The 19,496-nt window shown below is 69.5% G+C and carries 15 protein-coding genes; 11 read left to right on the top strand and 4 right to left on the bottom strand.

Going from position 1 to position 19,496, the window contains the following annotated elements:
- Positions 1 to 12: 12 nt before the first annotated feature.
- The gene (gene lon / locus D1793_RS08490; protein ID WP_119021781.1) at positions 13 to 2,460 is read left to right on the top strand and encodes an endopeptidase La; all 2,448 of its coding nucleotides are present in this window, start codon (positions 13 to 15) and stop codon (positions 2,458 to 2,460) included.
- 14 nt (positions 2,461 to 2,474) lie between these two features.
- On the opposite strand, the gene D1793_RS08485 is transcribed toward lon, so the two are convergent.
- Positions 2,475 to 2,903 (bottom strand): DUF86 domain-containing protein, encoded by a 429-nt coding sequence (locus tag D1793_RS08485; RefSeq protein ID WP_119021780.1) that lies wholly within the window; start codon positions 2,901 to 2,903, stop codon positions 2,475 to 2,477.
- On the bottom strand, positions 2,896 to 3,339 hold the full coding sequence (locus tag D1793_RS08480; protein WP_119021779.1) for a nucleotidyltransferase domain-containing protein: 444 nt from the start codon (positions 3,337 to 3,339) through the stop codon (positions 2,896 to 2,898). The genes D1793_RS08485 and D1793_RS08480 overlap by 8 nt, the downstream gene beginning before the upstream one ends.
- A gap of 167 nt (positions 3,340 to 3,506) precedes the next feature.
- On the opposite strand from D1793_RS08480, the gene ilvD reads away from it, so the two are divergent.
- Positions 3,507 to 5,351, top strand: a complete 1,845-nt coding sequence (ilvD, locus tag D1793_RS08475) for a dihydroxy-acid dehydratase (RefSeq protein WP_119021778.1) — start codon at positions 3,507 to 3,509, stop codon at positions 5,349 to 5,351.
- Positions 5,352 to 5,431: 80 nt separating this feature from the next.
- Entirely contained in the window at positions 5,432 to 6,520 is a 1,089-nt protein-coding gene (locus tag D1793_RS08470; RefSeq protein ID WP_119021777.1) for an oxidoreductase, read from the top strand.
- A 25-nt stretch (positions 6,521 to 6,545) separates the two neighbouring features.
- On the opposite strand, the gene nudE is transcribed toward D1793_RS08470, so the two are convergent.
- A complete protein-coding gene (gene nudE / locus D1793_RS08465) occupies positions 6,546 to 7,172 on the bottom strand; it encodes an ADP compounds hydrolase NudE (protein ID WP_119021776.1) in 627 nt (208 codons plus the stop codon).
- Positions 7,173 to 7,246: 74 nt separating this feature from the next.
- On the opposite strand from nudE, the gene yrfG reads away from it, so the two are divergent.
- The 8 genes from yrfG (at position 7,247) to rsd (ending at position 16,394) form a co-directional block, all read left to right on the top strand.
- Positions 7,247 to 7,966, top strand: a complete 720-nt coding sequence (gene yrfG, locus D1793_RS08460; RefSeq protein WP_119021775.1) for a GMP/IMP nucleotidase — start codon at positions 7,247 to 7,249, stop codon at positions 7,964 to 7,966.
- On the top strand, positions 7,963 to 8,352 hold the full coding sequence (gene hslR / locus D1793_RS08455; protein WP_119021774.1) for a ribosome-associated heat shock protein Hsp15: 390 nt from the start codon (positions 7,963 to 7,965) through the stop codon (positions 8,350 to 8,352). Before yrfG ends, hslR begins: the two co-directional genes overlap by 4 nt.
- Positions 8,353 to 8,383: 31 nt before the next feature.
- Positions 8,384 to 9,259: an Hsp33 family molecular chaperone HslO gene (gene hslO, locus D1793_RS08450; RefSeq protein ID WP_119021773.1), complete on the top strand. Its 876-nt coding sequence runs from the start codon at positions 8,384 to 8,386 to the stop codon at positions 9,257 to 9,259.
- Between the two features lie 252 nt (positions 9,260 to 9,511).
- Positions 9,512 to 11,065 carry a phosphoenolpyruvate carboxykinase gene (locus tag D1793_RS08445; protein ID WP_119021772.1) on the top strand — a complete coding sequence of 518 codons (1,554 nt, stop codon included), beginning with the start codon at positions 9,512 to 9,514 and terminating at the stop codon, positions 11,063 to 11,065.
- Positions 11,066 to 11,220: 155 nt separating this feature from the next.
- On the top strand, positions 11,221 to 13,584 hold the full coding sequence (locus D1793_RS08440; protein WP_119021771.1) for a Tex family protein: 2,364 nt from the start codon (positions 11,221 to 11,223) through the stop codon (positions 13,582 to 13,584).
- Between the two features lie 37 nt (positions 13,585 to 13,621).
- Entirely contained in the window at positions 13,622 to 15,232 is a 1,611-nt protein-coding gene (gene gshA, locus D1793_RS08435) for a glutamate--cysteine ligase (RefSeq protein WP_119021770.1), read from the top strand.
- Positions 15,229 to 15,747, top strand: a complete 519-nt coding sequence (locus tag D1793_RS08430; RefSeq protein WP_119021769.1) for a disulfide bond formation protein B — start codon at positions 15,229 to 15,231, stop codon at positions 15,745 to 15,747. The genes gshA and D1793_RS08430 overlap by 4 nt, the downstream gene beginning before the upstream one ends.
- Positions 15,748 to 15,887: 140 nt before the next feature.
- Positions 15,888 to 16,394, top strand: coding sequence for a sigma D regulator (gene rsd / locus D1793_RS08425; protein ID WP_119021768.1), 507 nt, complete (start codon positions 15,888 to 15,890; stop codon positions 16,392 to 16,394).
- Positions 16,395 to 16,424: 30 nt separating this feature from the next.
- On the opposite strand, the gene D1793_RS08420 is transcribed toward rsd, so the two are convergent.
- Positions 16,425 to 19,496 (bottom strand): efflux RND transporter permease subunit, encoded by a 3,072-nt coding sequence (locus D1793_RS08420; RefSeq protein ID WP_119021767.1) that lies wholly within the window; start codon positions 19,494 to 19,496, stop codon positions 16,425 to 16,427.

The raw sequence follows: 19,496 nt of genomic DNA, 5'->3' as shown, positions 1-19,496 counted from the left end.
AGGATGACCATCATGAGTGACGAGCAGGACCGCCGCCACGACCCGGATGCGCCGGAGTGGCTGCACGATACCCACGACGAGGGCGAGGAGTTCGACCTCGACGACCAGCCCGGCGACAGCCGGCACGCCGTGGTGCCGGCCCGCGATTCCCTTCCCGAGCGCATCTATCTGCTGCCGATTCACAACCGGCCCTTCTTCCCGGCCCAGGTGCAGCCGCTGGTGATCAACCGCGAGCGCTGGGACGAGACCATGCAGCGGGTCGCCAAGACCCCCCATCATACGGTGGGCCTGGCCTTCGTCGGCGAGGCCGCCGTGGAGGGGCTCGCCCATGACGACTTCCCGGAGATCGGCACCGCGGTCAAGGTGCACAAGCTGCAGGGCGAGGAGGGGCAGCTGCAGTTCATCGCCCAGGGCCTGCAGCGCTTTCGCATCCAGCGCTGGATCTCGCGGGAGCCCCCCTATCTGGTGGAGGTGAGCTACCCCCGCGAGCCGGTGGATGCCGAGGCCGACGAGGCCCGCGCCTATGCCATGGCGCTGATCAACGGCATCAAGGAGCTGCTGCCGATCAACCCGCTCTACGGCGAGGAGCTCAAGCACTACCTCAACCGCTTCAGCCCCCACGAGCCGGGCCCGCTCACCGACTTCGCCGCGGCCATCACCTCGGCCAAGGGGCGAGAGCTGCAGGACGTGCTGGCCACCCTGCCGGTGCTCGCGCGCATGCAGAAGGTGCTGCCGCTGCTGCGCAAGGAGATCGAGGTCGCTCAGCTGCAGAGCGAGATCAGTGACCAGGTCAACGCCCAGATGCAGGAGCGCCAGCGGGAGTTCTTCCTGCGCGAGCAGCTCAAGGTGATCCAGCGGGAGCTGGGCATCTCCAAGGACGACCGCGAGAACGACGTCGATACCTTCCGCGATCGCCTGGAGAGCCTCGTCGTGCCGCCCAAGGTGCTGACCCGCATCGAGGAGGAGCTCGACAAGCTGGCCGTGCTGGAGACCGGGTCGCCGGAGTACGGCACCACCCGCAACTACCTGGACTGGCTGACCAGCATGCCCTGGGGCGTCCACAGCCAGGACCAGCTCGACCTGGCCCACGCCCGGGCCGTGCTCGACCGCGACCACGACGGCCTGGGCGACGTGAAGGAGCGCATCATCGAGTTCCTGGCCGAGGGCACCTTCAAGGGCGACGTGGGCGGCTCCATCCTGCTGCTGGTGGGCCCGCCCGGGGTGGGCAAGACCTCCATCGGCCGCTCCATCGCCGAGGCCCTGGGACGCGAGTTCTACCGCTTCTCGGTAGGCGGCATGCGCGACGAGGCGGAGATCAAGGGCCACCGGCGCACCTATATCGGCGCCATGCCCGGCAAGCTGGTGCAGGCGCTCAAGGAGGTCGAGGTCGAGAACCCGGTGATCATGCTCGACGAGATCGACAAGATGGGGCAGTCCTTCCAGGGCGACCCCGCCTCGGCGCTGCTCGAGGTGCTCGACCCGGAGCAGAACGTCGACTTCCTCGACCACTACCTGGACGTGCGCCTGGACCTCTCCAAGGTGCTCTTCGTCTGCACCGCCAACACCCTGGATTCGATCCCCGGGCCGCTGTTCGACCGCATGGAGCAGATCCGCCTCTCCGGCTACATCGCCGAGGAGAAGCTGGCCATCGCCCGCAACCACCTGTGGCCGAGGCTGCTCAAGCGCGCCAACATCCCCAAGAAGCGCATCAACCTGACCGAGGCGGCGCTGCGCCAGGTGGTCGAGGGCTACGCCCGCGAGGCCGGGGTGCGCCAGCTCGAGAAGCAGCTCCATCGCATCGTGCGCAAGGCGGCGGTGCAGCTGCTGGAGGGCGACCAGGCGTCGGTGAAGGTCTCGGTGAAGAACCTCGAGACCTTCCTGGGGGCCCCGCTGTTCCGCAAGGAGCAGGTGCTCAAGGGAGAAGGGGTGGTCACGGGCCTGGCCTGGACCGCCATGGGCGGTGCCACCCTGCCCATCGAGGCGGGCAAGGTGCACTCGCTGACCCGCGGCTTCAAGCTCACCGGCAAGCTCGGCGAGGTGATGCAGGAGTCGGCCAACATCGCCTACAGCTACGTGTTGGGCCACCTGGCCGAATATGGCGCCGACGCCGACTTCTTCGACTCCGCCTTCGTGCACCTGCACGTGCCGGAGGGCGCCACGCCCAAGGACGGCCCCTCGGCGGGGGTCACTATGACCACGGCGCTGCTCTCCCTGGCCAGGCACCACGCCATCGACCGTCCCCTGGCGATGACCGGCGAGCTGACCCTCACCGGCCAGGTGCTGCCGGTGGGGGGCATCCGCGAGAAGGTGATCGCCGCCCGGCGCAGCGGCATCTTCGAGGTGATCCTGCCCGACGCCAACCGCCGCGACTATGAGGAGCTGCCCGACCACCTCAAGGAGGGCATGACGGTGCACTTCGCCAAACGCTACAGGGACGTGGCCCGGGTGGTGTTCGGGTAGTGGCGTCGCTGGCCCTAGCCAACCCGGTCCAGGGCGGCCAGGGCCTGATGGCCGAAGTCGATGATGGTGCGGTAGTGCCGGTCGGCGATCACGCTCTTCACGATGTCCGGGTCGACATCCAGGTAGTCGTGAACCAGTACGTTGTGTAGGCCGATGATCTTGCGCCAGGGGATATCACTCTCGATCCTGCCGGCATCCTGGAGTCGCTCGAAACCGGTGATGGCATCTCGGCATGCCATCCCGGTCTCTTTGCGGGCCCAGTGCTTGGCCAGCCCGATGCAGGCCTCGATCAGGAGCTGCAGTGAGCGTTCGGCAGCGTGGCGCTCGATCCGGCTCCAGGGGCGCTGTTCCAGCAGGGTGCCGAGCTCGGCAAGGTCCTGCTCGCACTCTTCGAGATGTTGCCGCTGGGCCTTGAGGTAGGCGCTCTGCTGGCCGTCAGGCATGGATTCCCTCCGGGTGAAGGTAGTCGATCTCCCAGCGCGAGAGGATACGGGATTCCTGGCGTATCCGAGTGTCCCAGTCGAGGTCAACCAGCAGCACTCCCTGGCTGAGAATGCTCCACCCCAGCGGAATCGGGGCGATGGCCAGGTCCACCACGCTCAACTGTTCCTCGCCGAGCCCCAGCTCACGCTGCCACTCTTGAGCCAGCAGCTCGGGGCGAAGGCGCCTTTCCAGCGGATCAGCGATCCAGCCGGTGAAGGCCACGGCCAGATCGAAGTCGCTGCCGGGGTGGTGGTCCCCGCGCGCCCTGGAGCCGTACAGCCACACTGCCGCCAGGTCATCGCGACGGCGTGCCAGGGAGATGATGGCCGTCAGCGTTTCGCTCTGGGGGATGCTCGCGTCACCGGGAGCATCCTTGTGGTCAACAGTGGATGACATGGCCGCCTTTCCGTCGAGGGGTGTTTCATCTTCCCGCCTGCCGGTGCCAGGTGCAAGACGTGCAGCTCCGGGCCTGGCCTGACGGGCGGGCGCATGCCAGAATCGACACCGACCTGGACACTGGAGCCGCCCGGCACAGGGCGGCCGTAAAGAGAATAGAGGACACCATGCCCGAGTATCGTTCCCGCACCACCACCGCCGGCCGCAACATGGCCGGCGCCCGCGCCCTGTGGCGCGCCACCGGCATGAAGGACGAGGACTTCCACAAGCCCATCATCGCCGTGGCCAACTCCTTCACCCAGTTCGTGCCCGGCCACGTGCACCTGAAGGACATGGGGCAGCTGGTGGCCCGCGAGATCGAGAAGGCCGGCGGGGTGGCCAAGGAGTTCAACACCATCGCCGTGGACGACGGCATCGCCATGGGCCATGACGGCATGCTCTATTCGCTGCCGAGCCGCGACCTGATCGCCGACAGCGTCGAGTACATGGTCAACGCCCACTGCGCCGACGCCCTGGTGTGCATCTCCAACTGCGACAAGATCACCCCCGGAATGCTCAACGCCGCCATGCGCCTGAACATCCCGGTGATCTTCGTCTCCGGTGGTCCCATGGAGGCGGGCAAGACCAAGCTGCTCGACCACAACATCGACCTGATCGATGCCATGATCTACGCCGCCGACGACAAGTACAGCGACGAGGAGATCGAGGAGATCGAGCGCAGCGCCTGCCCCACCTGCGGCAGCTGCTCCGGCATGTTCACCGCCAACTCCATGAACTGCCTGATGGAGGCGCTGGGCCTGGCGCTGCCCGGCAACGGCACCGTGCTCGCCACCCACGCCGACCGCCGCCGGCTCTTCGAGGAGGCGGGCAGCCGCATCGTCGAACTGGCCAAGCGCTACTACGAGGGCAACGAGGCGCACCTGCTGCCCCGCGCCATCGGCTCCAGGGCGGCCTTCCGCAACGCCATGACCCTGGACATCGCCATGGGCGGCTCCACCAACACCATCCTGCACCTGCTGGCCGCCGCCCAGGAGGCCGAGGTGGACTTCACCATGGCCGACATCGATCGGCTGTCACGCGAGGTCCCCCAGCTCTGCAAGCTGGCGCCCAACACCCAGCAGTACCACATCGAGGACTGCCACCGCGCCGGCGGGATCATGGCGATCCTCGGCGAGCTCGACCGCGCCGGCGTCCTGGATACCCGGGTGCCCACCGTCTACGGCGATACCCTGAAGGACGCCCTGGACGAGTGGGACATCATGCGCAACCCCAGCGCCGAGGTGGTGGAGTTCTACAAGGCCGGCCCCGGCGGCATCCCCACCCAGACCGCCTTCTCCCAGGCCGCGCGCTGGCCGAGCCTCGACGGCGACCGCGCCAACGGCTGCATCCGCGACCTCGAGCACGCCTTCTCCCGCGAGGGGGGCCTCGCCGTGCTGTTCGGCAACATCGCCCTGGACGGCTGCGTGGTGAAGACCGCCGGGGTCGACGAGTCGATCCTGGTCTTCGAGGGGCCGGCCCACGTGGTGGAGTCCCAGGACCAGGCGGTGGAGCACGTGCTGGGCGGGCTGGTGAAGCCCGGCGAGGTGGTGGTGGTACGCTACGAGGGCCCGCGCGGCGGCCCCGGCATGCAGGAGATGCTCTACCCGACCAGCTATCTCAAGTCCAAGGGGCTCGGGAAGGTGTGTGCGCTGATGACCGACGGGCGCTTCTCCGGCGGCAGCTCCGGGCTCTCCATCGGCCACGTCTCCCCGGAGGCCGCCGCCGGCGGCGCCATCGGCCTGATCGAGAGCGGCGACATCATCCAGATCGACATCCCCAACCGGGGGATCAACGTCAAGCTGACCGATGCCGAGCTGGCCGCCCGCCGCGAGGCCGAGGAGGCCAAGGGCGCCGCCGCCTGGAAGCCCAGCATCCAGCGCGACCGCAAGGTCTCGGCGGCGCTCAAGGCCTACGCCATGCTCGCCACCTCCGCCGACAAGGGCGCGGTGCGCGACCTCTCCAAGCTCGACTGAGCACCCCTCGCTTCGACGACCCCGGCCGCGTGCCGGGGTCTGCGCTCCTGGCCCCGGTAACCGCAAGGATGGCGACAGCGATGAAGACCCATACCCTAAGCGTCGGCCTGATCGGCTACGGCACCTCGGGCCGTTTCCTGCATGCCCCCCTGATCCAGGCCGCTCCCGGCATGGAGCTTGTCGCCGTGGTCAGCGGCGAGCCCGACAGGGTCCGCGCCGACCTGCCCGAGGTGGAGGTGCTGGCCAAGGCGCCGGCGCTGCTGGCGCGGCGCGATATCGACCTGGTGGTGATCGCCACCCCCAACGCGACCCACTACCCGCTGGCCAAGGCCGCCCTGGCGGCGGGCAAGCATCTGGTGATCGACAAGCCCATGACGGTGACGCTCTCCGAGGGGCGACTGCTGCGCGGCCAGGCGGAGACCGCCGAGCGGATGGTAAGCGTCTTCCACAACCGCCGCTGGGACAGCGACTTCCTGACCCTCAAGGCGCTGCTGGAGGCCGGTACCCTGGGACGGGTGGTGGCGCTGGAATCGCGCTTAGACAGGTTCCGGCCCACGGTGACCGATCGCTGGCGGGACCACCACCGGCCCGGCAGCGGCATCTGGTTCGACCTGGGCCCGCACCTTCTCGACCAGGTGCGGGCCCTGTTCGGCATGCCCCGGGCGATCCTGCTGGAGCTCGCCACGGTGCGCGAGGGCGCCGAGGTGGACGATGACTTTCTCTGCCTGCTGGAGTACGAGGGGGTGCGGGTGACCCTGCAGGCGAGCTCGCTGGTGGCCGAGCCCACGCCGCGCTTCCGGGTGCATGGCACGCGCGGCAGCTACGTCTCCTATGGTCTGGACCCCCAGGAGGCGCGGCTCAGGGCCGGCGAGCCGGCGGGACAGGAGCTCGGCCGCGCCGAGACGCCGGGGCGCCTGACCCTGGCCGAGGACGAGGCGAGCGGGGCCGAGGCGCGGGAGCATCCGAGCCTGCCGGGGAACTGGTCCGCCTACTATGCGGGCATCGCCGAGGCCCTGCTGCGTGGTGCGCCGCCGCCGGTGCACCTCGACGAGGCGATGGACGTCATGACCCTGCTCGAGGCGGGCCTGGACAGCTATCGCCAGGGCCGCTGGCTGCGCCTCAAGGAGGGCAGCGAGCTGAGGCGTCGCCTGCACGCCCCGGGGCGCTGAGCCGCTACCCGCGGGACGCTGAACGCTACCAGAGCCGGGCCGGATCGGCCTCGCCGCGCAGGCGGTCGCGGGCGATGAACAGCGCGGCGATGGCGCGTGCCTCATGGAAGTCCTCCCGGGCGAGCAGCGCGGGCAGCTCCTCGAGGGCATGGGTCTCGACGATCAGCGGCTCCGGCTCGTCGCCGGGCAGGCGCTTGGGATAGAGGTCGGTGGCCAGCAGCACCTGCATGCGGTGGCGCATGTAGTTGGGGGCCAGCGACAGCTCCACCAGCGGTTCGATGCTGCGGGCGCCGAAGCCGCACTCCTCCATCAGCTCGCGGTTGGCGGCGGTGACGATGTCCTCGCCCGGGTCGACGAGCCCCTTGGGCAGGGTCAGCACGTACTCCTCGAAGCCCGCCGCATACTCGCGGATCAGCAGCACGTGGCCCGGGTCGGGCATGGCGACGATCATCACCGCGCCGCTGTCGCTGCCGGTCAGCCGCTCGAAGGTGCGCTCCTCGCCGTTGGAGAAGCGCAGGTCCAGGGATTCGACGTGAAACAGGCGGCTTGTGGCCACCGACCGGCGGGCCAGCACCTCGGGCTTACGGGGCCACTGGGGCTCGGACCTCGGGGCCCGGGGCTTGGACGCTTGGGACTCGGGGGCTTTGGACATGGAGGCTCCATTTCTGGGAGGGAAGAGCGCCTGATACAATACCACCCCTTTACCGCCACCACCCGGGAGTCGCGATGATCGACTGGCGCGCCATCGACACCGTCCTGCTCGACATGGACGGCACCCTGCTGGACCTCCATTTCGACAGCCACTTCTGGCTCGAGCACCTGCCCCGGCGCTACGTGGAGCTGCACCAGCTCGACGAGGCCACCCAGGAGGTGGTGCGCTCCAAGGTGCTCCACGAGCAGGGCACCCTCAACTGGTACAGCCTGGCCTACTGGAGCCGCGAGCTCGACCTCGACATCGTCGCCCTCAAGCGCGAGATCCAGCACCTGATCGGCCTGCGCAGCGACGCCCTGGACTTTCTCAGGTGGCTCAAGGTGGCCCACCCCCGGGTGGTGCTGGCCACCAATGCCGACCGCGCCAGCCTCGAACTCAAGCTGCCGCTCACCGGCCTGGAGGAGTACCTGGACGCCATCGTCTCCTCGGCGGACCTGGGCGTGCCCAAGGAGGAGCAGGCCTTCTGGCCCGCCCTCCAGGCGATCGAGCCCTTCGACCCGGCGCGCACCCTGTTCATCGACGACAATCCCCGGGTGCTGGCCAGCGCCCGTGAGTTCGGCATCCGCCACCTGCTCGGCATCAAGCAGCCCGACAGCACGCGGCCGGAGAAGGAGCTCGAGGAGTTCGTGGCACTCGACCGCTTCGCGACGATCCTGCCCGGCAACCTGCCGCCCGGACAGGCAGCCGGGGCGGCCGGCGCGTCGGGGGAGGGCGCCCATGGAGAGAGATCATGAGTAGCGTGCGGCTCGACAAGTGGCTGTGGGCGGCACGCTTCTTCAAGACCCGGGGCCTGGCCAAGAAGGCCATCGAGGGCGGCAAGGTCCACTACAACGGCGCCCGGGCCAAGACCAGCAAGACCGTCGAGGTGGGCGCCCTGGTGCGCGTGCCCCAGGGGTGGGACCTTCTCGAGGTCGAGGTGGTGGCGCTCTCCGACCAGCGCCGCGGCGCCCCCGAGGCCCGCGCCCTCTACCGCGAGACCGAGGAGAGCGCGGTGCGCCGCGAGCGAGAGGCCGAGGCGCGCCGCCTCACCAACCAGGCCATGCAGCACCCGCTCAAGCGCCCCGACAAGAAGCAGCGCCGGGATATCCAGCGTTTCCAGCGTCAGCAGTCCGACGATTAGCCAGCCGGCCGACGATTCACAGAGAGTCATGATGACCGACCAGATCCAGCGTTTCCTCTTCGACAACACCAACGTGCGCGGCGAGCTCGTCACCCTCGAGCGGGCCTACGCCGAGGTCCTCGACCGCCACGACTACCCGCCGGTGGTGAATCGGCTGCTCGGCGAACTGCTCGCCGCCGTGGCGCTGCTCACCGACACCGTGAAGCTCGATGGCACCCTGAGCATCGAGGTGCGCGGCAAGGGCGCCCTGGCCCTGCTGATGGCCGAATCGAACCCCGGCGGCGAGCTGCGCGCCATCGCCCGGCTGGCCGAGGACGCCGCGATGCCGGCGGATGACGCGGGCTTCCTGGAGCTGCTCGGCGGGGGGCAGATCATGATCACCCTGGACCCCCGAGAGGGGCACCGCTACCAGGGCATCGTGGCCCTGGACCACGACAGCCTGGCCGGCTGCCTGGCCGCCTACTTCGTCCAGTCGGAGCAGCTCCCCACCCAGCTGTGGCTGGCCGCGGACGGTCACCGAGCCAGCGGCCTGCTGCTGCAGCGCATGCCCGACGAGTCCCAGAACCAGGACCTCGACGCCTGGGATCGCAGCGTGGTCCTGGCCGACACGGTCAAGGACGAGGAGCTGCTGACACTGGCTCCCGAGGCGCTGCTGCATCGTCTCTACCACGAGGAGACGGTGCGGCTCTTCGACCCCAAGCCGCTGCGCTTCGGCTGCACCTGCTCCCGGGAGCGCATCGCCTCCGCGCTGCTGACCCTGGGCCAGGAAGAGCTGCGCCAGGTGCTGGCCGAGCACGGCAGCATCGACACCCAGTGCCACTTCTGCCACACCCGCTACCACTTCGACGAGGCCGACGTCGAGGCGTTGCTGAGCGAGGGTGATGCGCCCCCCCCCGTTCTGCACTGATTCGCTTGCTGCGCCGCACAACAAATTCTGTAGTGAACGGGCGAGATGTTGTAGAAAAACTACATGAATTTCGCCCAAAAACGGCGTTCCCCGCGGCGGCGCTTTTTGCCATAATGGCGCCGCTTTTTTTCGGCTCGATCGCTTCGCCACAAGACGGGAAACCCGCAGCGGCGATCGATGGCAGGTATCCGCTGCGTCGCCACCGACGCCCGGCACACGAGAGAGAATCGGCCGCAAGGCCCAGGAACCGACATGACCACACCCCAAGCTCCCAACGTCCACGTCAACCTCAGCAGCGCAGAACTGATCGAGCGTGCAGTGGCCACCGGCGAGGGCCGCCTGGCCGCCAACGGTGCCCTGGTGGTGAATACCGGTGTGCGCACCGGGCGCTCGCCCAAGGACCGCTTCATCGTCGATGAGCCGTCCACCAGCGCGCAGATCGACTGGGGTAGCGTGAACCGTCCCTTCGACGCCGAGAAGTTCGATGCCCTCTGGGCCCGCGTCGAGGACTACCTGCTGGGCCGTGAGCACTATGTGTCGGAGCTCCACGTGGGCAGCGACCCGACCTACTACCTGCCGGCGCGCGTGCAGACCGAGACCGCCTGGCAGAACCTGTTCGGCCGTACCATGTTCGTTCGTCCGGAGGCCTACAACCCCTCCGCCAAGGAGGAGTGGACCATCCTCAACGCCGCCGGCTTCCAGTGCGACCCGGCCCGTGACGGCACCAATTCCGACGGCGTGGTGATCATCAACTTCGCCCAGAAGAAGGTGCTGATCGCCGGCATGCGCTACGCCGGCGAGATGAAGAAGGCCATGTTCTCCGTGCAGAACTTCCTGCTGCCGGCCTCCGACGTGCTGCCGATGCACTGTTCCGCCAACGTGGGCGAGGACGGCGAGACCTGCCTGTTCTTCGGCCTCTCCGGCACCGGCAAGACCACCCTCTCTGCCGACCAGGCCCGCTACCTGATCGGTGACGACGAGCACGCCTGGGGCCCGGGCACCGTCTTCAACATCGAGGGCGGCTGCTACGCCAAGTGCATCGACCTCTCCGAGAAGAACGAGCCGGTCATCTGGAACGCCATCAAGTTCGGCACCGTGCTGGAGAACGTGGTCCTCGACGATCGCCGCGAGCCGGACTACGCCGACGACAGCCTGACCCAGAACTCCCGCGCCGCCTATCCGCTGGAGCACGTCGAGAAGCGCGTGCCGGAGAACCGTGCCGGCGAGCCCAACGCCATCGTCTTCCTGACCTGCGACATGAGCGGCGTGCTGCCCCCGGTCTCCGTGCTCTCCAAGGAAGCCGCGGCCTACCACTTCCTCTCCGGCTACACCGCCAAGGTGGGCTCCACCGAGATGGGCGCCGCCGAGGGTCTCTCCACCACCTTCTCCACCTGTTTCGGCGCCCCCTTCTTCCCGCGTCCGGCCCGCGAGTATGCGGACCTGCTGATCAAGCGCGTGGCCGAGAAGGACGCCCAGGTCTACCTGGTCAACACCGGCTGGACCGGCGGCTCCTACGGTGAGGGCGGCTCGCGCTTCTCCATCCCCACCACCCGCGCCATCATCAGCGCCATCCAGACCGGCGTGCTGCGCGAGGTCGAGACCAAGCGCCTCGAAGGGCTCAATCTGGACGTGCCGGTGGCCGTGCCGGGCGTCGACTCCCGCCTGCTCGACCCGCGCGAGACCTGGGAAGACAAGGCCGCCTACGACCGCAAGCGGCAGGACCTGGCCGAGCAGTTCGTCGACAACTTCAAGAAGTTCGACGGCGTCAGCGAAGCGATCGTCAAGGCAGGCCCCAGCCTGACCTGATGGTCGGCCGCCGCCGGCGGCATTGGTGACCCCCAGCAGCCCCACGCGCCCCAGGCCGTGGGGCTGGTGCTTTACACGGACGTCAAGCCTGCCGCGGGCGGGGCGCTTGTGATACCTTGTCGCGATCGATTTTCGAGCATCAGTGAAGGGGTAACATGGACGCCACCAACCGCATCATCGCGCGCCTCGCCGAGGAGCTTTCCGTTCGCCCGCAGCAGGTCCTGGCCACGGTGGAGCTGCTCGACGGCGGGGCGACCGTGCCCTTCATCGCCCGCTATCGCAAGGAAGTGACCGGCGGCCTCGACGACACCCAGCTGCGTACCCTTCACGACCGGCTCGGCTATCTGCGTGAGCTGGAGGAGCGCCGCGCCGCGGTGCTCGCCGCCATCGACGAGCAGGGCAAGCTCACCGGCGAGCTCAAGGGGCTGATCCAGGCCGCCGACACCAAGCAGCGCCTTGAAGACCTCTACCTGCCCTACAAGAAGAAGCGTCGCACCAAGGCCCAGATTGCCCGCGAGGCGGGCCTCGAGCCCCTGGCTGATGCGCTGCTGGCCGACCCGACCCTGGACCCCGAGACCGAGGCGGCGAAGTACCTTCGGGCGGCCGAGGGCGACATCCCCGCCGTGGAGGATGCCAAGGCGGCCCTCGACGGCGCCCGCCAGATCCTGATGGAGCGCTTCGCCGAGGACGCCGAGCTGGTGGGCAGCCTGCGCGAGCGGCTGTGGCAGGAGGGCGAGCTCAGCGCTCGGGTGATTCCGGGCAAGGAGGGCGAGGGCGCCAAGTTCTCCGACTACTTCGAGCACGACGAGAAGCTGGCCAAGACCCCCTCCCACCGGGCGCTGGCCATGTTCCGCGGCCGCAACGAGGGCGTGCTGACGCTGGCCATCAAGCTGCCTGGCGAGGACGAGGCGCCGCTCCATCCGGCCCAGGTGGCCATCGCCCGCCACTTCTCGATCCGCGACGAGGGCCGCGCCGCGGACAAATGGCTGGCCGACGTGGTGCGCTGGACCTGGCGGGTCAAGCTCTACACCCACCTGGAGACCGAGCTGCTGGGCCGCCTGCGCGAGTCCGCGGAGCTCGCCGCCATCGAGGTCTTCGCCGCCAACCTCAAGGACCTGCTGCTGGCCGCGCCGGCGGGGCAGAAGGCCACGCTTGCCATCGACCCGGGCCTGCGCACCGGCTGCAAGGTGGCGGTGGTGGATGCCACCGGGCAGTTCCTGGCCCACGCCACCCTCTACCCCCATGCGCCCCGCAACGACTGGGACGCCTCGCTGGCCGAGCTGGCCCGGCTGGTCGAGAAGCACGATGTGGCGCTGATCGCCGTGGGCAACGGCACCGCCAGCCGCGAGACCGACCGCCTGGCCGGCGACCTGCTGAAACGCTTCGCCGGCAAGCGTACGCTCTCCAAGGTGATGGTCAGCGAGGCGGGCGCCTCGGTCTACTCCGCCTCGGAGTACGCCTCCCGGGAGCTGCCAGACCTCGACGTCACCATCCGCGGCGCCGTCTCCATCGCCCGGCGCCTGCAGGACCCGCTGGCCGAGCTGGTCAAGATCGAGCCCAAGTCGATCGGCGTGGGCCAGTACCAGCACGACGTCTCCCAGGTGCAGCTGTCGCGCAGCCTCGAGGCGGTGATCGAGGACTGCGTGAACGCCGTGGGGGTGGACCTCAACACCGCCTCCAGCGCCCTGCTCTCCCGGGTGGCGGGGCTCTCCCCGGCGCTGGCCGAGGCGATCGTCGCCCGGCGCAACGTGCAGGGCGCCTTCGCCAGCCGCAAGGAGCTGCTCGAGGTGAGCCGCCTCGGCCCCAGGACCTTCGAGCAGTGCGCCGGCTTCCTGCGCATCATGAACGGCGACAACCCCCTGGATGCCAGCGCCGTGCACCCCGAGGCCTACCCCCTGGTGGAGCGCATCGCCGCGAAGAGCGGCCGGGATCTCGGCAGCCTGATCGGCGACAGCGCCACCCTGAAGTCGCTCAGGCCCGCCGAGTTCGCCGACGAGCGCTTCGGCGTGCCCACCGTGACCGATATCCTCGCCGAGCTGGACAAGCCGGGCCGCGACCCGCGCCCCGAGTTCAAGGCCGCCGAATTCCGCGAGGGGGTCGAGACCCTCAAGGACCTCGAGCCCGGCATGATCCTCGAGGGCAGCGTCACCAACGTCACCCACTTCGGCGCCTTCGTCGACATCGGCGTCCATCAGGATGGCCTGGTGCATATCTCGGCGCTCTCCCACACCTTCGTCGAGGACCCACGCTCGGTGGTCAAGGCCGGCGACATCGTCAGGGTCAAGGTGATGAGCGTCGATATTCCCCGGGCCCGTATCGGCCTCTCCATGCGCCTGGACGACCAGCCGGGGGAGGAGGGCGAGAGCCCGCGCCGCGCCGGCGGGGGGCGTCAGTCGGCCGGCCACAAGCCCGGGGGCCAGAAGGCGCCCCGCCGGGGCGGCGGACGCGACGCGAGTGACTCCCAGGGGCAGATGGGTGCCCTCGGGGCCGCCCTGCTCAAGGCCAAACAGAAGCGCTAACCTTCCACGCTAATTTTCCACTACCAGGGGTGTTACCTTGTCCGACTCACTCGCCACCCTCATCGAGCGCCTGGTCGGCCCCGCCCGCCAGGGGCAGTTCAGCCGCCTGCGTCGCGGCCTCGAGAAGGAGGGGCTGCGCGTCGACCCCGCCGGACGCATCGCCCGCACCCCGCACCCGGAGGCGCTGGGCTCCAAGCTGACCCACCCGCACATCACCACCGACTATTCCGAGGCGCTGCTGGAGTACATCACCCCGGTCTACTGCCGTCCCGCCGACGCCATGGCCTTCCTCGGCGACCTGCACCGCTTCACCTATCGCTACCTGGGCGACGAGCTGATCTGGCCGGCCAGCATGCCGTCGCGCCTGGCCGGCAACGACAGCGTGCCCATCGCCGACTACGGCCGCTCCAACGTGGGCACCATGAAGCGGGTCTATCGGCAGGGGCTGGACGTGCGCTACGGGCGCATCATGCAGGCCATCGCCGGGGTGCACTACAACGTCTCCCTGCCCGACGATCTCTGGACGCTGCTGCGCGAACTGGAGGGGGCGACCGACACCCCCATGGCCGACTATCGCTCCCAGCGCTACTTCGGGCTGATCCGCAACTTCCGCCGCCACAGCTGGCTGCTGCTCTACCTCTTCGGCGCCTCTCCGGCGCTGGATCGCAGCTTCCTGGATGGCCGCGAGATCCCCGACAACCTCGAGGCCCATGGCAGCGAGACGCTGGTGTCGCGCTACGCCACCAGCCTGCGCATGTCGGACCTGGGCTATCAGAACAAGGTGCAGGCCCAGCTCAAGATCTGCTTCAACTCGCTCTCCAACTACGTCAACACCCTGCGCAACGCCATCTCCACCCCCTGGCCCGCCTATGCGGCGCTGGGCGTTCAGGAGGGGGGGGAGTGGCGCCAGCTCAACGCCAACATCCTGCAGATCGAGAACGAGTACTACAGCGACATCCGCCCCAAGCGGGTGACCCGCCACGGCGAGACCCCCAGCCAGGCCCTGGAGGCCGGCGGAGTGGAGTACATCGAGGTGCGCTGCCTCGACCTCAACCCGCTGCTGACCCTGGGCCTGGACGAGGCGCAGATCCACTTCGTTGACGCCTTCGTGATGTGGTGCCTGCTGGCCGAGAGCCCCTGGATCAGCGACGAGGAGTGCGAGCACCTGGACGACAACCGCCGGCGGGTGGTGGAGCGCGGCCGCGATCCGGAGCTCCAGCTGTGCGACCGGGGACAGGGCCGCAGCGTGGCGGAGTGGGGCGGTGAGATCCTGGCCGAGATCGACCTGGTGGCGGGCCTGCTCGACCAGCTGGAGGCGGGTAGCCCCCATCGGGAGGCCGTGGCCGCCATGGCCCCGCGCCTGGCCGACCCGACGCTGACGCCCTCGGGCCGGCTGATGGGGCGCCTCGAGGAGAGCGGCGAGGAGTTCAGCGACGTCATGCTGGCCATCGCCAGGGAGCAGGCGGAGCGGCTGCGCGGCGAGCCCATGGACCCGGCCCGGGAGGCGCTGTTCGCCGAGCTGGTGGGCACCTCCTGGCGCCAGCAGGAGGAGATCGAAGCCGCCGACCGGGTCGCCTTCGATGACTTCCTGGCCGACTACTTCGAGCGTGCCCGGGAGTCGCGCCTGCTTGGGGAGGAGAGCCCATGAGCACGCACCTGACTCGCCTCTCGGTGCGCCAGTGGAGCCTCGCCGGGTTGGCCTTCTGCGTGCTGATGATGGCCGTGGCTCTCGGGCTCGAGCACCTCGGCGGCCTCGAGCCCTGCCCGCTGTGCATCTTCCAGCGGGTGGCGGTGCTGTCGGCCACCGCGGTCTTTGCGGTCGCCGCCATCCACAACCCCGCCGGGCGGGTCGGAGCGGGTATCTACGGCGCCTTGGGCCTCGCCGCGGTGGCCGGTGGCATCGGCGTGGCCTGGCGCCATCTGTGGCTGCAGTCGCTGCCGCCGGACCAGGTGCCCAGCTGCGGCCCCGGCCTCGACTACATGATGGAGCTGCTGCCCTGGCGTGACGTGGTGGCCATGGTGCTCTCCGGCTCCGGCGAGTGCGCCGAGATCGACTTCCTGCTGCTCGGCATCTCGCTGCCCGGCTGGACGTTGATCGGCTTTCTGGTGCTGGCCCTGGCGCCGCTGGGCCTTCTGCTCTCGGCGTTTCGGGAGCGCGGCTGAGTCTCCCCGGCGCCCCCGGCCAATGGCCTTCCGCTCGGGGATTGACAGCGCCGGCGGCGCGGGCGAGTCTGGAGGCCCTGCCGGGAACAGGAGGTTCCCGGCGCCACCGAGCTGGCTCCACCAAACGTAGGGAGGCCCCCATGCTGGAAGACTGCAAGAGCGCCCTGGAGCGCTGGGGCGGCGTGCACAAGCTGATCGATCGCTGGCTGGACGAGCGCCGCGAACTGCTGGTTCACTTCGTGGAGCTCAAGGAGGCCTGCGACGCCGAGCTGGAGGCGGTCAGCAAGGCGAAGATCGACCGCTTCAGCGAGCTTTTGATGGACTACATCAGCGCCGGCCACTTCGAGATCTACCCGCAGCTGCGCGAGGAGGCCAAGGCCTTCGACGACGAGGCCGCCCTGACGCTGGCCGACCGTCTGCTGGCGCGGCTGGAGATGTCCACCGAGCTGGTGCTCTCCTTCGATGCTGAATACGAGAGCCCCGGCCGCGTGCGCCAGCATCTCGGCCGGCTGCCCGCCTGGCTCGAGCGCCTGGCCCACGGCCTCACCGAGCGCTTCGCCCTCGAGGATCAGCTGATCGGCCGCGTCCATGCCGCCCATGCCCCCGATGCCGCCCGCCAGGAGGCCGCGGCCCAGTCACGGGCCTGATGTCTCACCCGCCTGGCCCGCCATGCCCGGTCAGGCGCCCTTGCCGCGGCGCTCGAAGCGTCCGCCCAGCACCAGCAGGCAGGGGGTGAGCAGCAGCGTCAGGGCGGTGGCGAAGGTGAGCCCGCCGGCGATGGCGCTGGAGAGCTGGGTCCACCACTGGGTCGAGGGGGCGCCCAGCCCCAGGCTCGGCGCGAAGAGGTTGACGTTCACCCCCAGCATCATGGGCGCGAGGCCCAGCACGGTGGTGATGGCCGTCAGCAGCACCGGGCGCAGGCGCAGCCCGCCCGCCTCCAGGGCGGCCTCCACGGGGGAGAGCCCCTCGCCGCGCAGCTGGTTGTAGGTGTCGATCAGCACGATGTTGTTGTTCACCACGATCCCCGCCAGGGCGATGATCCCCATTCCCACCATGACGATGCCGAAGGGCTGGCCGTTGACCAGCAGCCCCAGCAGCACCCCCGCGGTGGAGAGCACGATGGCCGAGAGCACCAGCCCCGCCTGGTAGAGACTGTTGAACTGGGTGACCAGGATCAGCGTCATCAGCGCGATGGCCACCAGGAAGGCGCTGGTCAGGAAGCGGCTCGCCTCCTGCTGGTCCTGCTGTTCGCCGGCCACGTTGACGATCACCCCCTCCGGCGGCGTGCCGCCCGCCTCGAGCAGGGCGCGCAGCCGCTCGTCGGCCCGGTAGCCCTCGGCCATGTCGGCCTCGAGGGTCACCGCCCGCCGCCCGTCGATGCGGTGCAGGGTACCCACCTTGGGCGCCGGCACCAGCTCCACGAAGTTGGCGATCGGCACCTGGCCCCGGGCCGTGTTGAGCGTCAGCCGGCCCAGCTGGTCCAGGGAGCGGTAGCCCGCCGGCAGGCGCACGCGGATATCCACCTCGTCGCTCACCCCGGGGGGGCGGTAGCTGGCCACCTGCAGGCCGGTGGTGAGCAGCTGCACGGCGCTGCCCACCGCGGCCACGTCGGCGCCGAAGCGCGCCGCCGCCTCGCGGTCCACCATCACACGCCACTCCACGCCGGGCAGGCTGCGGTCGTCCTCGATGTCGCGGAAGCCGCCCAGCTCGCCCATCAGCTCTCGCAGCCGGTCCACCGCGCGGTCGGTGGCGGCATCGTCATGGCCGCTCACCTCCAGCACGATGGGCTTGCCCTCGCCGGGCCCCATCTCCTGTTCGCGGAACTCCAGCACCACCCCGGGCAGGTCGGCGGTGCGCTCGCTCATCTCCGCGAAGATCGCCGCCACCGGACGGCGCTGCTGCCAGTCGATCAGCTGGAACTGCAGCGCACCGATCACGTCGCTGCCGAGCTGCTGGTTGGGCGTGGCGAAGGAGCGGGCGTAGAGCGCCTCCACCTCGCTCATGCCGGCCAGGCGTGCCTCCACCCGGCGCACCACGGCGTCCTTCTCGGCGGCGGAGAAGTCGCCCCGGGCGCGCACCAGCACCTGGGCGCTGTCGGGCTCCACGGCGGGGAAGAACTCCACCCCGTGGTTGAAGCGAGCGTAGGCGGTGTAGATCAGCGCCAGCAGCAGCAGGGCGAAGAGCAGGGTCAGCCCCGGCATGGCCAGCAGCCGAGCGAGCAGGGCGCGGTAGAACCGGCCGCCGGCGCTGATGTGGTCCTCGGCGATCTCCCGGCGCGAGGCGCGCACCCCGAAGACGCCGCCCAGGGTGGGGAGGAACACCAGCGCCATGGCCAGCGAGGCCAGCAGGCAGAGGATCACCGTGGCCGGCAGGTACTTCATGAACTCGCCCACCACGCCGGGCCAGAACAGCAGCGGCACGAACACCGCCAGCGTGGTGGCGGTGGAGGCGATCACCGGCCAGCTCATGCGCGCGGCGGCGTTGACCCAGGCCTCCCGGGGCGGCTGGCCCTGGCGCAGGTGGCGGTCGGCCAGCTCCGAGACCACGATGGCGCCGTCCACCAGCATGCCGGCGACGAGAATGAGCGAGAAGAGCACCACGATGTTGAGGGTGTAGCCCAAAGTCCAGATCAGCAGGATGCCGGTGAGGAAGGCGCCCGGGATGGTCAGCCCCACCATCAGGGCGCTGCGCAGCCCCATGGCGGCCAGGATCACCACCAGCACCATCACCACCGCGGTGAGCACGTTGTTGAGCAGCTCGTCGAGCATCTCCTCCACCATCTGGGACTGGTCCATGATGGTGGTGATCTCGAGCCCGTCCGGGATCAGGCCGGCCGCCTCGTCGAGCAGGCCGTTCACCTGTTCGATGGTGGCGATGATATTGGCCCCGGCGCGCTTGGAGATCTCCAGCACCAGCGCCGGCTGGTCGTCGATGCGGGCGAAGCCGTCGGGGTCCTTGAAGGTGGGGCGGATCCAGGCCACGTCGCCGAAGGTCACCACCCGTTCGCCCTCCACCTTCACCGGCATGCCCATCACGTCCTCGAGCCGCTCGATCACCCCGGGCACCTTGAGGGCCAGGCGCCCGGCGCCGGTGTCCAGGCTGCCCGCCGCCACCAGGCGGTTGTTGCGGCTGACCAGGTTGAACAGGGTATCGAAGTCGACGCCGTAGCTGTCCAGCACCAGGGGGTCGACCACGATCTCGAGGAGCTCCTCGCGGTCGCCGCCGATGTCCACCTCCAGCACCTCGCCGATCCCCTCGATCTCCTCCTTGAGGCGGCGTGCCACGGCCAGGCGCTGACGCTCCTCGAGCTGGCCGGAGAGGCCGATGGAGAGCACCGGGAAGAGCCCCACGTTGACCTCCATGACCCGCGGCTCGTCGGCCTCGGCGGGCAGCTCGGCGCGGGCGATGTCGACCCTCTCGCGCACGTCGGAGAGCGCCTGGTCGGGGTCGAAGCCGGCGTCGAACTCCAGCGTCACCGCGGCGTGCCCTTCGCTGGCCTGGGAGGTCATCTTGCGCACCCCCTCGATGCTGCGCAGCTCCTGCTCCATGGGCCTTACCAGCAGGCGCTCGCCGTCCTCGGGGCTGACCCCTTCCAGCGACAGCGACACATAGATGATGGGGATGGTGACGTCGGGGTTGGCCTCCTTGGGAATCGCCTGCCAGGCGGCAAGCCCCGCCAGCAGCAGCGCGGCCAGCAGCAGCAGGGTGGTGCGCGAGCGGTCCAGCGCCGCCTCGATCAGGGCGCGCAT

Source organism: Halomonas sp. JS92-SW72, assembly GCF_003547075.1.
Lineage (GTDB): Bacteria > Pseudomonadota > Gammaproteobacteria > Pseudomonadales > Halomonadaceae > Halomonas > Halomonas alkalicola.
The sequence above is the reverse complement of the archived record's forward strand: the minus strand, read 5'-3'. Positions and strand labels throughout refer to the sequence as shown.

What these genes read in the sequence shown, in the direction of transcription:
- hslO (WP_119021773.1), top strand. Translation starts at nt 8,384, where the DNA reads ATGACCGACCAGATCCAGCGTTTCCTCTTCGACAACACCAACGTGCGC.
- ilvD (WP_119021778.1), top strand. Translation starts at nt 3,507, where the DNA reads ATGCCCGAGTATCGTTCCCGCACCACCACCGCCGGCCGCAACATGGCC.
- lon (WP_119021781.1), top strand. Translation starts at nt 13, where the DNA reads ATGAGTGACGAGCAGGACCGCCGCCACGACCCGGATGCGCCGGAGTGG.
- D1793_RS08480 (WP_119021779.1), bottom strand. Translation starts at nt 3,339, where the DNA reads ATGTCATCCACTGTTGACCACAAGGATGCTCCCGGTGACGCGAGCATC.
- D1793_RS08485 (WP_119021780.1), bottom strand. Translation starts at nt 2,903, where the DNA reads ATGCCTGACGGCCAGCAGAGCGCCTACCTCAAGGCCCAGCGGCAACAT.
- yrfG (WP_119021775.1), top strand. Translation starts at nt 7,247, where the DNA reads ATGATCGACTGGCGCGCCATCGACACCGTCCTGCTCGACATGGACGGC.
- D1793_RS08420 (WP_119021767.1), bottom strand. Translation starts at nt 19,496, where the DNA reads ATGCGCGCCCTGATCGAGGCGGCGCTGGACCGCTCGCGCACCACCCTG.
- D1793_RS08470 (WP_119021777.1), top strand. Translation starts at nt 5,432, where the DNA reads ATGAAGACCCATACCCTAAGCGTCGGCCTGATCGGCTACGGCACCTCG.
- D1793_RS08430 (WP_119021769.1), top strand. Translation starts at nt 15,229, where the DNA reads ATGAGCACGCACCTGACTCGCCTCTCGGTGCGCCAGTGGAGCCTCGCC.
- D1793_RS08440 (WP_119021771.1), top strand. Translation starts at nt 11,221, where the DNA reads ATGGACGCCACCAACCGCATCATCGCGCGCCTCGCCGAGGAGCTTTCC.
- hslR (WP_119021774.1), top strand. Translation starts at nt 7,963, where the DNA reads ATGAGTAGCGTGCGGCTCGACAAGTGGCTGTGGGCGGCACGCTTCTTC.
- nudE (WP_119021776.1), bottom strand. Translation starts at nt 7,172, where the DNA reads ATGTCCAAAGCCCCCGAGTCCCAAGCGTCCAAGCCCCGGGCCCCGAGG.
- D1793_RS08445 (WP_119021772.1), top strand. Translation starts at nt 9,512, where the DNA reads ATGACCACACCCCAAGCTCCCAACGTCCACGTCAACCTCAGCAGCGCA.
- rsd (WP_119021768.1), top strand. Translation starts at nt 15,888, where the DNA reads ATGCTGGAAGACTGCAAGAGCGCCCTGGAGCGCTGGGGCGGCGTGCAC.